Origin of the sequence: Lentzea sp. NPDC059081 (assembly GCF_042738015.1) — a bacterium.
Taxonomy (GTDB): domain Bacteria; phylum Actinomycetota; class Actinomycetes; order Mycobacteriales; family Pseudonocardiaceae; genus Lentzea.
In genome coordinates this window covers 488,382-504,162 of sequence record NZ_JBHYGW010000002.1, presented here as the reverse complement: position 1 = coordinate 504,162, position 15,781 = coordinate 488,382, and the positions used below count along the sequence as shown (strand labels likewise).

The following is a 15,781-nucleotide window of genomic DNA, read 5'->3' as shown; positions in this document are numbered from 1 at the left end:
GGCTGGGGTCGGCGGAGACTGGGGCGGGCGGGACTTGGCCGGGGCCGGGGCCGAGGCGGGCTGGGGCCTGGGTGGACCGGAGCCGGGCCGGGCGGAGCCGGGCCAGGGCGGAGACGGGCCAGGGCGGAGACGGGCCAGGGCGGAGACGGGCCAGGGCGGAGACGGGCCGGAGCCGGGCAGGCCGAAGCGGGCCGGGGCCTGGGTGGGCTGGGGCCGAGGCGGGCCGGGTCAGGGTGGACCGAGCGCGCGGGGCGAGCCGAGTTGACCGAGCCGAGCGACAGGGGCGGGCGACAAGGGCGGGCTGCGCTGAGCAGGGGCGGGTGGCGCACTCCCTCCTGGCGTGAATCCGCAGCGGGCCGAGTTGACCGGGCCGCCCACCACCGCCGCGCGCCCCACTCCGATCAAGCAAGGCGCGATCCGTGCCGTATCGCGCCTTGCCACCGTGTCCGGACGGCCTCTCCCCCGGCCGGTTCGACACAACTGAATGCGAAGGACACGGCATGAAGGACCTCTCGTTCGACCTCGACGACCTGGAACTCGGCGACCTCGCGGTCACCTCGATGCGCGACTCCGCGGCTCTGCCCGAGTCCGGTGCGTCCGGCGCGGCCTCGTCGTGCTCCTGCGGCAGCTCGTCGTGCAGCAGCTGCGTTCAGCCCCAGCTCCCGTCCGCATGACCGATCGCGTGCAGGGAGAAGCCGCGCCGTACGCACTCGTGCGTCTGGCCGCCCTGCCGCACCCGGACGGCGCCGCGGGTGCGGCGCCGTTCCGGCGGGTGGTGGAGGCGTTGGCGAACAGGGAGAGCGAGCTGCTCGCGCTGGCCGGTCCGCTGAGCGCGCTGCTGCACGACAGCGGCGGGCCCCGGCGGGTGGTGCTGCCGTTGCGCCGTGACGTCCACAACGGACGGACGCCGCGTCCTGCCCTGCGCGCTGCCGCCGAGGAGCTGGTCGAGCGGATTCCGCTGCTCGGCACGTGGTTCCGCGTGCTCGACGAACGACAAGCGCTGCAAGCGGAAGCCGAGGCGCTCTTCCCGCAGGCGCTCGAAGCCGAACGCGAGGTGCTCGCGGACGTCTGCGCGCAGGAGCCGTTGCGGCGGGCCGCCGTGCTGAACGGGCGCGACCTGTGGCAAGGGCTCGCCAGGGCAGGCCGCGACGACCGCCGGGCACGCAAGGCCGAGCCGTCCGTGCTGCGCCACGCCCTGCGCGCGACCGCGAAGACCAGTCCCCTGTCCTGGTACGCGTCGGTCGGCTGGGCCACGTGGTCGCCGGACGCCCCCGCGCCGGACTGGGGCACGCCGGTCGCCGTCACGCGGGTGAACCAGGTGCTGCTGACCCGGCTGGTCGCCGCGCTGGTCACCGACCGCACGCTGCTCTTCGACCACCCGCACCGCCTCGCGCCGGACGTGCACGAGGAGTCGTCGCGGACGCGGTTCCGCCGTGACGTCCCGGCGACGGGGCCGTTGCGCGCGTCCGTCGGCATCGAGGAGACCGTCGAACTGGCGTCGAGCCCGCCGTTGCGGTTCCTCGTCGGCCTCACCGCCGCCAACCCCAAGGGGATCAGCCCGGCCGAGCTCGCCAGCGCCCTCGCGACCCGTCTGCCGGACGGCGAGGGCGACCGCGCCCAGGGGTACGTCGCGTTGCTGCTCGACATCAAGCTGCTGGTCCCGGTGCTGCCGGTCGACCCGCAGGACCCGTTCGCCTGCCTCGCGCTGGCCTCGTGGCTGCGCGACACCGGCCGGGGCGGGATCGCCGACCGGGTGGTCGCGATCCACCGCGCCACGGCGGCGTTCGCCGACCTCGACGCCGCCGAACGTCCCGAAGCACTCGCCGCGCTGTTCGCCGAGTGGGAGTCGCTGGGCACGCTCGTCGGCGCCGACCTGAGCGGCGTGACGCCGCTGAGCGAGGACGTCGTGCTGCCCCAGCCCGTTCGCCTCGGCCGCAGGCACGGGTACGACGGCGTGCGGTCGCTGGCCGCGCTGACGCCGTTGCTGATGCTGTTCGACCGGCACCTGGCGGTCCGGCGGGACTCGCGCGACCGGTTCGTCAAGGAGTTCGGCCGCGGCGGCTCCGCGCGGCTCGCCGCCTGCGCTCCCCTGCTGCACGCGGCGATGTCCGGCGCGCCGACCGGTGGCCTCGGTGCCAGCCGGGCGCAGGTCGCGGACCTGGTGCGGGACGGCGTGATCACCGACGAGGCCGTCGACGCCGCCGCCGACCTGCTGCCGGCGTGGATGAAGACGCGACCGGTCTCGTACTCGTTCTTCGCGCAGCCGGTCGACGACGGACTCGTGGTGAACCACGTCTACGACGGCTTCGGGCGCTTCCCCGGCCGGTTCCTCGACCTGCTGCCGCCCGAGGCCTACGCGACGGTCCGGGCCACTCTGGACGGTGTGTTCCCGCGCGGGTTCGCCGAGTACCGCCCGGTGCAGGGCTTCAACCCGAACCTGCACCCGCTGCTCGGCCGCGCGGAGATCGGCGACGACCCGCGCTGGGCCGACCACACGCCGGACGCGTTCGAGGTGTTCCACGACCAGGAGCAGGACGAGCTGCGGGTGCGGCGCCGCGACTCCGGCGCCGTCGTGGACGTGCTGTACCTCGGCTACCTGATGCCGGTCTCGCTGCCCGACCGGGCCGCCGCCCTGCACGCCGACCTCGCCTGCGGTGCCGCCGACCTCACGCCGTTGCAGCCCGTCACCGACGCTTCCGGCGTGCGGGTCGCGGACCGGCTGCGCTACCAGAACGTGCTGCTGGCCCGCCGTTCGTGGGACTTCGCCTCCCCCGAACTGGCCGGCGTGGCCGACGTGACGGCGTTCCGCGCCCGGCACGGCCTCCCTGCCCAGCTGTTCGCGGGCATGGGCGGCGAGATCACCTCGCGCGAGGACTTCGAGGCCCGCGTGAACGGCCCGAAACCGCAGTACCTCGACCTCACCAACGCCCTGCACCTGCGCGGCCTGCCCCGGCTGCTGTCCCGCTACCCCGGCCGCGTGCGGTTCACCGAGGCGCTGCCGGTGCCGTCGGGCCAGGTGCTCGAGGTGATCGCGGAGACCTACCGGAGGGCCGGATGACCGACGTCGTCTGCACCTACCACGACCCGATCAAGGCGCCACTGCTGCGCGACGGCGTCCTGCCCGCACTGGCCGCGGTGACGGCGTCCTTCCCGGACGTCGCAGGCCACGTCGAACGCCATTGGTTGCACGGCCCGCACGTGAGAGTGCGCCTGTTCGGCCCGTCGGCGGACAACGCGGCGCTGCTGCTGGCGACGTTGCTCCGGTCGTACGTCACCGCCACTCCGTCCACAGTGGAACTGTCCGAGGACGCCCAGCTCGCCCACGCACGGTCCGCCGCGGTCGCCGAGCTGCTGCTGCCGCCGTTCACACCCTTGCACCCCAACAACTCCGTGCGCGTCGAACCCACGTCGGTGGACCGGCTGAGAGAACTGCTCCCCGACGCGCAGATCTCCCTGCGGTTCGCAGGACTCCGGCTCGGCCTGCCCGCACTGCGCGAGTCGCTCGACGTGCCGCGCGCGACGCTGGCGTTGACCGCGATGGCCGTCCACGCCAGCCGCTACCCCGGCGGCCTGCGGTACGGCTACCACTCGTTCCTCTCCCACGTCGAGGACTTCCTGCTGGCCGGCGACCCCACCGGGTCCGTGCGCGCGAAGCTCGACGCCATGTGGGACACGCACTCCGAAGCCGCCTGCGCCCTGGTCTCGGGCGTCGCGCTCGGTCACCCCACGTCGCGCCTCGAAGCCGCCTGGCAGACCTGGACCATCTCCCTGCGCCTCGCCTCCGAGGCCTCCTACGACGCCGGCGAGCTCGACGAGGTCAACCCACGGCACGGGGAACGCGCGTGGGAGATCGGCGACCCCGACACCGTCCGCCGCTACAACTACGGCGAGCGCACGACGTTCAGCGAGTACCACACGGCCCTGTGGAACGCCGACCTCACCGACCCCGCGATCAAGCGCAACATGACCGTCTACCGCCTGGGCACCAACGTCCTCTACCAACTGCTGGCCATCTGCGACGTGACGCCGATGGAGCGCTATGCCGCCGCGCACCTGCTGAGCCGCGCCGCTCAGCAGGTGTGCGGCACCACCTGGCAGGAGCAGTTCGCCGCGTTGCCGAAGGCCGGGTGAGGCCCGTGCTGGTGCGGTTGCGCCCGGTCGTGCGCGCCACCCGGACCGCCGACGGCCTGCACCTGCGCGGCTGGACGTCGTCCTGCACGATCACGGGCGGTGCGGGCCTGTGGAAGGTCTGGCAACGTCTGGCCCCGCAGCTCTCCGCCGGGCTCCACCCGGACGCGCTGGCGGTCCCCGACGACACGGCTCCGGCGGTGCGGGCGGCGGTCGAGCTGCTCCTGGACCAGTTGCGGGAGCACGACATGCTGGTCTCGCTGTCGGAACCGTGGGGTGCCGACGGTCCCGGGCCGGACGTCGCGGCCTGGCTCGAGTCGGTGGCGCCGGACCCGGTCGAGGCGTGGCGACGACTGCGCGCCGGGGTGACGACGGTGACCGGGAGCGGACCGCTGGCGGAAGCGATCGTGCGTTCGGCGGTCGTGGCGGGACTGCTCGTCAGGGCGAACGTCACCAGCGCCGACGAGGTCCGGGTGCAGGCCGGGGACTTCACCGTCCAGGCGGGCTGTGGAACCGAGGTGGGTTATGTCCTCCCCACCACGGAGACGTCACTTTCGTTCGACACTGAAGTCACCAGCCGCATCGTCGCCAGACTGGGACTGATCGGCGAACCGGGCGAGGTGATCGCCGCCCTGGTCGGCGCGGCCGCGGTGCACCGCCTGACCTGCGCCCTCATCGGCCTGGACGACTCGGACCTGGTTCTGGTCGCCCGCACCGATCCCCTTAGATCGACCTACCACCCGTTGCTCACCGGCACGCCCCTCGACGACCCGAGGAAAGCCTTCGACGCCCTCACCGACGAAGAGCTCGGCCCGGTCGACACCCCGCGGCTCGGCGCACTCCCGCAGACCCCGGTCAGCCTCGCGCTGTCGGGCGACACCCTCGGCATCGGCACCACCGCCGACGCCGCCCGGCTCGACGCGGCCCTGCACGCCCTCAAGTGCGAAGGTGTGATCGGCGTCGACGACCACCACGCCCGCGGCGCCGCCCTCCGGCTCGCCGCCCGCCACCTCGGCGGAGAGCCCGCCGACCCCGACGAGTGGACCACCGACCGCACCGCCCGCCGGTGGTGGAAGGCGCTCACCCGGCGCTTCCGGCAGCCGGCCGTGGTCGACGTCCGCAAGCTCGCACCGGACGCCTACCGGGCCGAAGTCCGCCAGGGACAACGGGTCCTGGCCTGGTCGGTCGAGGCGACGGCTGCCGATGCGGTGGCGTTCGCCGCGCTCGCCGCCACGGGTCACGCCCAGGCGGGCCGCGAGGGCACGGCGCACGTCGCCGGCCCCGAGGACGAGAAGCTCCACCGCGCCCTGGAAGGACTGCCCGGGATCCGGATCACCCCGCTCGCGCTCGACCCCGAGCTCACCGCCGCCGGACTCGTCGCGTACACAGTGGACGGTCGATGACCACGACCGACGGTTCCCTCGTCCTCATCGGGCCGACCGACGAGGCGTGCGCCGAGCACGCGGAACGAGCACGGCTGGCGGTGAACGGCGCCCCACCCCAGGCCGTCGTCGGCGGCCTGATCGCGCCGGCGTTCACGCCACTGACAGACCTCCTGCAGCCAGAGCCGCACACCGTGATCGCCATCCGCACCGACCTGGGGCTCGTCTCCACCCACGAGCTCACCTGCTGCGCACCCGCCGCAGCACCACCGGACACGACGATCGAGCCGAACGCCCTGCGGTCGGCCAACGACCTCGCGACGCTCGGCACCCTGCGGTCGTTCGTGGACCACCGCTACGGCCCGGTCAGCGGGCTCTTCCGCACGGGCCACCTGCCGCTCGCGACGGTCACCGCCGAGCTGGACCACCACCTCGCCGGGTACGGCCGCACGAGCACCTTCGACCAGGCCGAACGAGTGGCGATCTTCGAGGCGATCGAGCGCCGCAACGGCCTGCGCCCACGTCGTGCGGGCGTCGAAGCGTCCTGCACCGAACTCGGCGACCGAGCGCTGGACCCACGCCGCCTGGGACTGTGCGACTTCGAGCAACGCTACACCCCGGATCTCCGCTTCCGCTGGACGGAGGCGTGGTCCTACAGCGCTGGAAAACCGGTCCTGATTCCCGAGCAGGTGGCGTACTACGGCGCGGAAACCCTGCCGGAGCAACGGTTCCTGTACGAGACGTCCAATGGCTGCGGCCTGGGCAACAGCCTGACCGAGGCCGTCCTGCACGGCCTGTTCGAGGTCGCCGAACGCGACGCGTTCCTCCTGGCCTGGTACTCCGGTTCGCCGTTGAAGCGCATCAAGATCCCGGACGACCCGCTGCTGCACCACCTCACCGACCGGCTCGAGGAACGCGGCTACGAGCTGCTGTTCCTCGACGCCACCACCGATCTCGGCATCCCGGCCGTGATCAGCCTGGCGAGGACGGACGACGACCTGCCCAGGGCGTTCTTCGCCGCGGGAGCGAGCCCGGACCCGCTCCAGGCACTGCGGTCGGCCGCCGTCGAGGTGGCCGTGGACGTGGAGTCGTTCGCCGACCGGGTCCGCGCGCACCCCGCCGACCACAGCGAGGACCGTCTCCGCCGTCTCCTCGACGACCCGGCCCTGGTCAGAACCATGAACGACCACGTCGCGGTCAACACGCTCCCGGAAGCCGCCGCACGCCACGCCTTCCTGGTGGGCGACGAGACCACCGAACTCGCCGACGAGCGCGACCACACCAGCCTCGAAGAACTCCTGGACCGCTACGCCGGCGAGCTGGAGATCATCGCCGTCGACCAGACCGACCCGGTGACGGCGAACCGGCTGGGGCTGTACTCGGCGAAGGTCCTCGTGCCGGGAACGTTGCCCATGACGTTCGGCCACCTCCAGCGCCGCACGCACGGCCTGCCCCGGCTGGCCGAGCTGCGCAACCCGCACCCCCACCCGTTCCCCTGACCTCGTTGGAGCAGCTGTGACCTGGACCGGCCTGCACTGCAGGGTCAACTGGAAACGAGGCGACGTAGACACGTTCGTCGCCGACGCCCTCGCTCCCGCCATGGCCGGGCACGAGTGGTTCTTCCTGCGCTACTGGGAGTCCGGCCCGCACCTGCGCGTCCGGATCAAGGGCGACCCGAGAGACCTGCGGGCCGAGCTGACGAAGCTCATCGCCGCCCAGGACTTCGCCACCACCGACGACGAACCGGGCTGGCTCCCGCACGGCGACGTCCGCGAGGTCGAGTACGTCCCGGAGACCGCGCGCTACGGCGGCCCCGAAGCACTTCCCGTCGCCGAGGAACTCTTCTGCCGCAGCACGGAGGTGGCCGTCGCCGTCCTCCAGGCAGCCCGCACGGACAGCGCCCGCCTGTCCGCCGCCCTCCAGCTCACGATGGCCACCGCCACCGCGCTCGACCTGGACCTGCCCCAGGCCGCGTCCTGGCTGCGCACCCTCGGCACGGGCTGGCGCACCGTCAGCGAGTGGGCACCCGCGCCCACCATCGGCTCGCACATCGCGGCCCACCAGCTCCTCTCCCAGCGCGGCCAGGACCTGGCCGACCGGTGGCACCGCGAGCCCACCGGCGCCACCGCCCACTGGGTGGACGAGATCCGCGCGGCGCGGGAGAAGCTCGGGACCTGGCTCCCCCACGTCTGGGCCTCGCAGCTGCACATGCTCCTCAACCGGCTGGGCATCAGCCCCAACGAGGAACGCATGATCTGCTGGACCACCGCGGCCGCCGCCCTGTCCCCCACCGGCCTGACCGGCTTCCACGACGACGGCGCCACCGCCCCCGACCGCCGCTACCTGGAGGCGAGCAAGTTCCTGCCGGGCTTCACCGAACAGCTGCCGCGCAAGCCGCTGCCGGTGGCGCAGGTCGCGCCCTGGCTGCCGGCGACACCGTTGCAGTCCACAGTGGACGAGATGCTCGCCGCGGCCTTCCGCGCCCGCCGCACCAGCCGGGAACTGTCGGGCACGCTCACCGCGACCCAGCTCGGCACCCTGCTGTGGACCGCGATGTCCCCCACCGACGGCAGAAGGCCGTACCCGAGCGCCGGCGCCCGCTACTGCGCTCGTATCCGGCTGATCGCGTTGGACGTCAACGGACTCGCGCCGGGCCGGTACGAGGTGGACGAGACGAACCAGACCCTGGTCCGCCTCGGCGACGCCCCGTCGGTCGAGGACCTCGAAGCCACGTCGATGTGGTTCGGCGCGGGCACGACCGAGCTGGCCGAGACCCCCGCCGTGCTCGCGCTCTACGTCCGGCTGGGCATGCTGCGCGAGACCTACGGCCTGCGCGCCCTGCGGTTCGCGTTCACCGAGGCCGGTCACCTCGCCCAGAACCTCACGGTGACCGCCGCCCACCACCGCGTCCGCACCGGGCTGGTCGGCGGGTTCTACGACGACCTCGCCCACGACGTCATCGGGCTCGACGGCGTGGACGACGCGCTCGTCTACTTCCTGCCGCTCGCCTCAGATCGCCACTGAGTCCAGCAGCACGTCCACCGTCGGCTCGATCGCCGCCGCGGCGCGCGCGTCGCGGAACCGGCGCTCGATCCCCAGGTCACGGCGGAAAGCCGCGTCCCCGCACACCTTCATCGCCAGGTCCGTCACCGCGACCGCCGCCTCGGTGGCGGTGACCGCCAGCAGCCGCACGCGGTCGAGCGACCGTTCCGGGTGCCACGTCACCGCCGAGAGCGTGTCGTCGTACAGCACCCGCACGGAGTCGGTCCGCAACCGCATCCGCGCCAGATCGGCCCGTGTGCGCGGATCGCCGCCGCCGAGATGTCCCAGCGCCGCCGCCAGTGCGCCCTCCATCAACCCCAGCGACACGGCGGCGCCCAGCACCAGGAACCACGGCAACGCGAGCTCCTCCGACCACAGCCGGTTCGACGCCGGCACCCGCACCGGGTCGGCCTCCACGCAGGTGGCGACGGTGCCGCGCAGGCCCATCCCGGCGTGGTCGGCGGGCACCAGCAGGCCCGGCGCCTGGGCCGGGACCAGCCACAGCTCGGCGCCGCACGACCAGACGTAGCTGTCCGCCTCGCCCGCCGCGATCACCCAGCTCTTGCGCCCCCGCACCTGCACGACGTCGCCGTGCGTGGACACCTCGCCGCCGGAACCGAAGGCCGCCAACGTGGCCAGGTGCCGCCCGGCCGCGATCTCCGCGCGCACCCGGTGCGGACCCGAGCGGTCCAGCACGGCGGCGGCCGAGTAGTGCGAGCGGAGCACCGAAGCCGTTGCGCCGCAGACACGGGCGACGTGCTCGACCACGCGGCCCGCCGACCGCAGGTCCTGGCCTCCGCCGCCGACCGTGCGCGAGATCGTCATGCCCAGCAGGCCCCGCGCGCCCAGTGCGTTCAGTGCGGCGCGGGGAAACCTGGCCTGCTGGTCGACGTCCGCGGCGGAGGGTGCCACCACGGTCTGGATGATGCGGAGCAGGTCCGCCCGGTACGTCACGTGGGCGGGTAGAGCGAGTAGGACGGGAAGTTGCCGTACGGCCGTTCGTCGGGCGGCCCTTCGGTCACGGCGTGCACCAGCAACGAGCCACCGACGAACGCACCGCGCCACGAAGCCCCACGTCCGCCGAAGACCTCGTCCCGGTCACCTCGCGACCGCGGCTTGTTGATGCCGACCTTGAACGCCTGGACGTCCGCGCTCAACCGCCGCGCGGTCGCCTCGTCGTCGCAGGCCAGCGAAGCGACGAGAGCGCCGTTGGAGGCGTTCATCGCCGCCAGCAGCTCGGCCTCGGTGTCCACCAGCACGATCGTGTCGACCGGCCCGAACGGTTCCGCGTGGTGCAGCACGGACGACCGCGGCGGGTCGAGGATCGCGACGGGCGCCAGGTAGGCGGCGGTCTGCTGGCCCGGCAGGAACCGGCCGGAGCCGAGCGTTCCCCGGTACAGCGGCACCCCACCGGCCCGGACGGCCTCGTCCACGACGTCGCCCAGTTCTTTGGCCTTCGCGTCGTTGATCAACGGCCCGAAGTCCAGCGACGGCAGCTCGTCGTCCGCAGAAGCGACGGCCAGCGGGTGCCCGAACGTCACCTCGCGCACCGCCGGCAAGTACACCGAGAGGAACTTGTCGAACAGCGACCGCTGCACGACATAACGCGGATAGGCGGTGCAGCGCTGCTTGCCGTAGTCGAACGCCTTGCGGATCTGGGTGCCGAGCACGTCCCACGAGTCGGTCTCCCAGACACCCCAGCAGTTCAGGCCCTCCTGCTCCAGGACATGCCGCCGCTGCGAGTCGACCAGCCGCGCCGCGATCGCGCTGCCGACGTCCCGGCCGCCCACGAAGGACACGCAGCCCAGGAACGACGACCCCACCAGCACCGGGGCGAGCTCGGCCCCGCTGCCCGACACGAGCGTCAACGGCAGCCCCGACCGCACGGCCAGCGCCGTCGCCAGGGTCAGGCAGCTGACGCCGCCGTCGGTCGGCGCCTTGGCGATCACGGCGTTGCCCGCCAGCGCCTGCACCAGCATCGCGTGCATCAGCACGCTCATCGGGTAGTTCCACGACGCGATGTTGCTCACCGGGCCGGTCAGCGGCGTCCGCCCGGCCAGCATCGCGTCGATCTCCTCGACGTACCAGCGCACGCCCTCGATGCAGCGGTCGACGTCGGCCGTCGCGAGCCGCCACGGCTTGCCGATCTCCCACACCAGCAGCAACGACAGCAGGTCGCGGTGCTCGGTCAACGCGTCCAGTGCATCGGACACACGCCGCTTGCGTTCCGCGAGAGGCACTTCCCGCCATCGCATGTGCTGCTCGACGGAGGCGACGACCGCGCGGCCCGCGACGTCGAAGTCGAGGAACGGCGGGCCCGCGATCGTGGAGCCGTCGACCGGGGTGGTGGCGGGCATGGGTTCACCGGCGCGGCTCCACTCACCACCGAGGTAGTTGAGCAGCCGGTCTTCGTGGAACGCTTCCGGTGCGGCGGAGACGCACTGCGAGTACACGTCGTCCCAGGACGCCCCGGGCTTGAGGATCAATGACATCTCACGCGCCCTCCGAAGTCAGCGGTTCTGCACGTGCTGCCAGCCGAACCGGCCCTTGATGCACAGGTTTCCGTGCGTGACGGTGCTGTCGTGCGGTGAGGTGACCTTGACGATCTCGTTGTCCTGCACATGCAGCGTGAGGTTGCAGCCGACACCGCAGAACGTGCAGATGGTCGTGGTCTGCGTCTGGGCTTCCTCGTCCCAGGTGCCGTCCTCGCGCTTGTCGTGCTCGCGTTTGAAGCTCAGCGCCCCGGTCGGGCAGACCTCGATGCAGTTGCCGCAGTAGACGCAAGCGCTTTCGGGCAGCGGGGCCGAGAACTCGGTGGAGATCCGCGAGTCGAACCCGCGCCCCGCCACCGAGATGGCGAAGCTGTTCTGCCACTGGTCGCCGCACGCGTCCACGCACTTGTAGCACAGGATGCACTTGCCGTAGTCGCGGACGTACAACGGGTTGTCCACAATGGTCGGCTGCAGTGTGGTCTCGGCGTCGGGACCGAACCGGGAGGCGTCGGCACCGCACGCCGACATCCACTCGTCCACGTGCGGTGTGGTGGAGAGGTCCGTGGCGGACCCGAGGAGTTCGAGCACGAGCTTGCGGCTGTGCCTCGTGCGTTCGGAGTCGGTGTGCACGACCATGCCCGCCTCGGCCTTGCGGGAGCACGACGGCACGAGTGTCCGCGAGCCCTCGACCTCGACCATGCAGACGCGGCAAGCGTTTGCGGGCTTCAGGGTGTCGCCGTAGCAGAGGGTGGGGATCGACTTCCCCGCCGCCGTGCACGCGTCCAGGATCGTCGCACCTTCCGGCACGCGCACGCTTTCGCCGTCCAGCGTCAGCTCGACGAGCCGCTTCGGCAGTCCTATCTCGACGATCGTCATGATGCTGCCTCCCTGGCGTACCCCAGCCTGTCGAGCGCTGACTCGATGGCGTTCCAGGCCGTCTGCCCGAGACCGCAGATCGACGAGTCGCGCATGACCTGCCCGACTTCCCGCAGCAGCTGGAGATCGGCGGCCGACGTGCTCAGCGGGCGCTTGCCCACCAACCGGTGCAGCGCTTCCTCCTGTCGCACGGTCCCGATCCGGCACGGCACGCACTGCCCGCACGACTCGTCGCGGAAGAAGGCGGCGATGCGCAGCAGGAAGCTGCCGAGGTCGGCCGTGTCGTCGAGCACCAGCACGACACCGGAGCCGAGCGTGGTGCCCGCGGCCCGCGCGTCCTCCAGGGTGAGCGGCAGGTCGAGCTCGTCCGGGCGGACGAACCCGCCTGCCGCCCCGCCGAGCAGTACCGCTCGCAGCTCCCGGCCTGGCGGCACGCCACCCGCCAGGTCGAGGAGTTCCCCGAGCGTGGTGCCGAACGGCACCTCGTACACGCCCGGACGACTCACGTTGCCCGACAGGCAGAAGAGCTTCGGCCCCGTCGAGCCCTCGGTGCCGAGGCTCTGGTAGGCCTCGCACCCCTCCGTGAGGATCACCGGCACGTTGACCAGCGTCTCCACGTTGTTGACGACGGTCGGTTTGCCGAAGAGCCCCTGCTCCACCGGGAAGGGCGGCTTCGACCGCGGCTCGCCGCGGAAGCCCTCGATGGAGTTGAAGATCGCCGTCTCCTCGCCGCAGATGTACGCGCCGGCGCCGCGGCGGATCTCGATGTCGAACGAGAACCCCTCGACGCCCATGATGTTCTCGCCGAGGAAGTTCCGCTCGCGTGCCTTCGCGATCGCGTTGCGCAGCAGGTGCAACGCCCGCGGGTACTCGCCGCGCAGGTACAGGTAGCCGCGCGAGCAGCCGGCCGCGAACGCCGCGATGGTCATCGACTCGACCACCGCGAACGGGTCGCCCTCCATCAGCAGCCGGTCCTTGAACGTGCCCGGCTCGCTCTCGTCCGCGTTGCACACCAGGTAATGCGGGCGCACGGGCTGGCGTGCCGTCGCGTCCCACTTGCGCCCCGTGGGGAACGCCGCGCCGCCGCGGCCCATCAGCTTGGCATCGGAGACCTCGCGGATCACCCCGGCCGGTCCGAGCGCGAGGGCCGTGCGCAACGCCCGGTAGCCGCCCGTCGCCCGGTAGTCGTCGAGCGACTCCGGGTCGACGACGCCGACCCGCTTGAGCAGCCGCAGGCCGGGGTCACCGGCCTGCGGCACCTCCGCGCGGGCACCACCGGCGTGGGAGGGACCGGCAGCCGCCACCGCGATCACCTCACCGGCGTGGGCAGGCGCCAGGAGCTGTTCCGTCGCCACCTCTCCCGCCTCGAACGCCAGTGCCGCGGGAGCCTCCTCGCACACCCCGAGACAGGGGCTGCGCAGCCAGCCGCTCCGCGCGCCCGCGGGACCGAGCTCGTCGGTCAGCCTGTCGCACAACGCGTTCGCGCCGTTGACCTGGCAGGCGAGGTCGACGCAGACGTGCACGACCCTCGCCGGCCGTTCGGTCAGCGAGAACAACGAGTAGAAGCTCGCCACGCCGTACGCCTCGGCCGGCGGCACGTGCAGGACGCGGCAGAGGTGGTTCAGCGCGCCCTGGCTGATCCAGCCGACCCGGTCGTTCACGGCGTGCAGGGCGGGCAGCAGCTGGTCCCGGCCCAGACCGGCGAACAGGTCGACGACGACGCGTTCGGCAACCGATGGCTCGATGTCGAGCAGCTTGAGGTCCACTCAGCCCACCTTCACCGGAAGCTTGTCGACGCGGACGGCCGCGGCCTTGTACTCGGCGGTGCCCGCGATCGGGCAGGTCGCCTCGATGGTGAGCACGTTGACGTCGATCTCGTCCGGGAAGTGGAAGGTCATGAACACCAACCCCGGGGTGAGCCCGTCGTCGATCCGCACCGGTGCCTGGATCTGCCCGCGCCGGGACGTGATCTGCACTTCCTCGCCCGCGACGACCCCGAGCGCCGCCGCGTCCTGCGGGCACAGGTCGAGCGTCTCGCCGACGCGCAGCGGCGACTCGAACCCGTGGGACTGCACGCCGGTGTTGTAGGAGTCGAGCCTGCGGCCGGTGGTGAGGCGGAAGGGGAACTCACTCGTCAGCTCGTCGACGGGCGGGCTGTGCGGCACCGGCGAGAACGACGCGGGCATGCCGCGCTTCACCGGGTCGTCCTCCCACAACCGGCCGTGCAGGAAGCTCGGTTCGAGCGAGTCCTCGCTGGGGCACGGCCACTGGATGCCGCCCAGTTCCTCGAGCCGCTGGTAGGTCATGCCGGTGTGGATGGGCGACAGGCTGCGCAGCTCGTCCCAGACGTCCTGGCCGGTCTTGTGCTCCCAGTTCGCACCGAGCCTTTGAGCGATCTCACCCATGATCTCGATGTCGTCGCGGGCGCCTTCCGGTGGGGTGAGGGCTTTCCTGACCCGTTGCACCCGGCGCTCGCTGTTCGTGAACGTGCCGTCCGTCTCGCACCACGCGGCGGCCGCGGGCAGCACCACGTGCGCGAGCTGCGCGGTCTTGGTGAGGAAGATGTCCTGCACCACGACGTGGTCCAAGTTGGACAGTCGCTTGATCGTGTGCTCGCAGTCGGCCTCGGACTGCACGGGGTTCTCGCCGATGATGTACACGGTGGTCATGTCGCCGCGTTCCATCGCCTCGAGCATCTGCGTGAGGTTCCAGCCCTTGGCTGCCTTGAAGTTCGAGCCCCACGCGTCGTTGAACTTCTTGGCCACCTCGGGGTTCGTGATGTCCTGGAACCCCGGCAGCCGGTCCGGGATGGCGCCCATGTCGCCGCCGCCCTGGACGTTGTTCTGGCCGCGCAACGGGTTGAGCCCCGCCCCGTACCGCCCGACCTGCCCGGTCAGCAGCGCCAGGTTGATGAGGCTCAGCACGTTGTTCGTGCCGTTGTGGTGCTCGGTGATGCCGAGCGTCCAGCTGAGCTGACCGCGGTCCGCCTTGGCGTAGGCGTGCGCCAGCTCGCGGATCAGCTCCGCCGGCACCCCGGTCTCCAGCTCCGCGACCGGCAGCGTCCACGGCTCGACGGCCTTGGCGAACTCCCGGTAGCCCTCGGTCGCGCGGTCGATGAACGACTGGTTCACCAGCCCGGACACGATGATCTCGCGCGCGATGGCGTGCGCGAGCGGGATGTCCGTGCCGACGTTGAGCCGCAACCACCTGTCCGCCCACTTGCCGGTGCTGGTGAGCCGCGGGTCGACGACGTAGAGCTTCGCGCCCTTGTTGACCGCCTTCAGCACGTGCTGGAAGAAGATCGGGTGGGCCTCCCGCGCGTTCGAGCCCCACAGGACGATCAGGTCGGCGTCCTCGATCTCCTGGTAGGAGGAGGTCCCGCCGCCACTGCCGAACACCTTGGCCAGCCCGGCGACGCTCGGCGCGTGACACGTGCGGTTGCACGAGTCGACGTTGTTCGTGCCGATCACCGCCCTGGTGAACTTCTGGGCCATGTAGTTCATCTCGTTGGTGGCCCGCGCGCAGGAGAACATGCCGAACGCGTCCGGTCCCCCGGCGGCCACGTTCCTGCGGAAGCCCTCTGCTGCCTTGTCCAGCGCCTCGTCCCAGGTGGCCGGACGCAGGACGCCGGCGTCGCGCACCAACGGCCGGGTCAGTCGCACGTAGGGCTCGGTCTTCTTCCGCCTGCTCATGACGCACCTCCTGCCTACATACTGTATGCAATCTTCTGTACGCGCTAGCCCCTGTCGCAGTTTCGGGTGAGTCACCGCCGGCGCGGCAGAAGTGGTTCCAGGATCCGTACGCGACCGCTCCCGTGTCCAAGTGACGTCACCTATCAGGCCATAGACGGCGTCTATCGAA

Annotated in this window: 11 protein-coding genes; 6 read left to right on the top strand and 5 right to left on the bottom strand. The window is 71.9% G+C overall.

The window, feature by feature from the left end:
• Positions 1–500 precede the first annotated feature (500 nt).
• Genes ACFWV3_RS06970 through ACFWV3_RS06945 form a run of 6 tightly spaced genes read left to right on the top strand, consistent with a single transcriptional unit; the run spans position 501 to position 8,534 of the window.
• Positions 501–674, top strand: a complete 174-nt coding sequence (locus ACFWV3_RS06970) for a thiazolylpeptide-type bacteriocin (RefSeq protein WP_382409156.1) — start codon at positions 501–503, stop codon at positions 672–674.
• Positions 671–3,058, top strand: coding sequence for a lantibiotic dehydratase (locus ACFWV3_RS06965; protein ID WP_382409154.1), 2,388 nt, complete (start codon positions 671–673; stop codon positions 3,056–3,058). The genes ACFWV3_RS06970 and ACFWV3_RS06965 overlap by 4 nt, the downstream gene beginning before the upstream one ends.
• The gene (locus ACFWV3_RS06960; protein WP_382409152.1) at positions 3,055–4,131 is read left to right on the top strand and encodes a hypothetical protein; all 1,077 of its coding nucleotides are present in this window, start codon (positions 3,055–3,057) and stop codon (positions 4,129–4,131) included. The genes ACFWV3_RS06965 and ACFWV3_RS06960 overlap by 4 nt, the downstream gene beginning before the upstream one ends.
• Complete coding sequence (locus ACFWV3_RS06955; protein WP_382409150.1) at positions 4,128–5,531, top strand: hypothetical protein; 1,404 nt, start codon at positions 4,128–4,130, stop codon at positions 5,529–5,531. Before ACFWV3_RS06960 ends, ACFWV3_RS06955 begins: the two co-directional genes overlap by 4 nt.
• Positions 5,528–7,009, top strand: a complete 1,482-nt coding sequence (locus tag ACFWV3_RS06950; protein WP_382409148.1) for a YcaO-like family protein — start codon at positions 5,528–5,530, stop codon at positions 7,007–7,009. The genes ACFWV3_RS06955 and ACFWV3_RS06950 overlap by 4 nt, the downstream gene beginning before the upstream one ends.
• 16 nt (positions 7,010–7,025) lie before the next feature.
• Positions 7,026–8,534, top strand: coding sequence for a thiopeptide-type bacteriocin biosynthesis protein (locus ACFWV3_RS06945; RefSeq protein ID WP_382409146.1), 1,509 nt, complete (start codon positions 7,026–7,028; stop codon positions 8,532–8,534).
• On the opposite strand, the gene ACFWV3_RS06940 is transcribed toward ACFWV3_RS06945, so the two are convergent.
• From ACFWV3_RS06940 to ACFWV3_RS06920, 5 genes are read right to left on the bottom strand one after another with little or no spacing between them, the layout of a single operon-like run.
• The gene (locus ACFWV3_RS06940; protein WP_382409144.1) at positions 8,520–9,506 is read right to left on the bottom strand and encodes an acyl-CoA dehydrogenase family protein; all 987 of its coding nucleotides are present in this window, start codon (positions 9,504–9,506) and stop codon (positions 8,520–8,522) included. The genes ACFWV3_RS06945 and ACFWV3_RS06940 overlap by 15 nt on opposite strands.
• Complete coding sequence (locus ACFWV3_RS06935) at positions 9,503–11,044, bottom strand: aldehyde dehydrogenase family protein (RefSeq protein WP_382409143.1); 1,542 nt, start codon at positions 11,042–11,044, stop codon at positions 9,503–9,505. The genes ACFWV3_RS06940 and ACFWV3_RS06935 overlap by 4 nt, the downstream gene beginning before the upstream one ends.
• A gap of 18 nt (positions 11,045–11,062) precedes the next feature.
• Complete coding sequence (locus tag ACFWV3_RS06930) at positions 11,063–11,920, bottom strand: 2Fe-2S iron-sulfur cluster-binding protein (protein WP_382409141.1); 858 nt, start codon at positions 11,918–11,920, stop codon at positions 11,063–11,065.
• Positions 11,917–13,686, bottom strand: coding sequence for an NAD(P)H-dependent oxidoreductase subunit E (locus tag ACFWV3_RS06925; RefSeq protein ID WP_382409139.1), 1,770 nt, complete (start codon positions 13,684–13,686; stop codon positions 11,917–11,919). The genes ACFWV3_RS06930 and ACFWV3_RS06925 overlap by 4 nt, the downstream gene beginning before the upstream one ends.
• Complete coding sequence (locus tag ACFWV3_RS06920; RefSeq protein WP_382409137.1) at positions 13,687–15,612, bottom strand: molybdopterin oxidoreductase family protein; 1,926 nt, start codon at positions 15,610–15,612, stop codon at positions 13,687–13,689.
• Positions 15,613–15,781 lie beyond the last annotated feature (169 nt).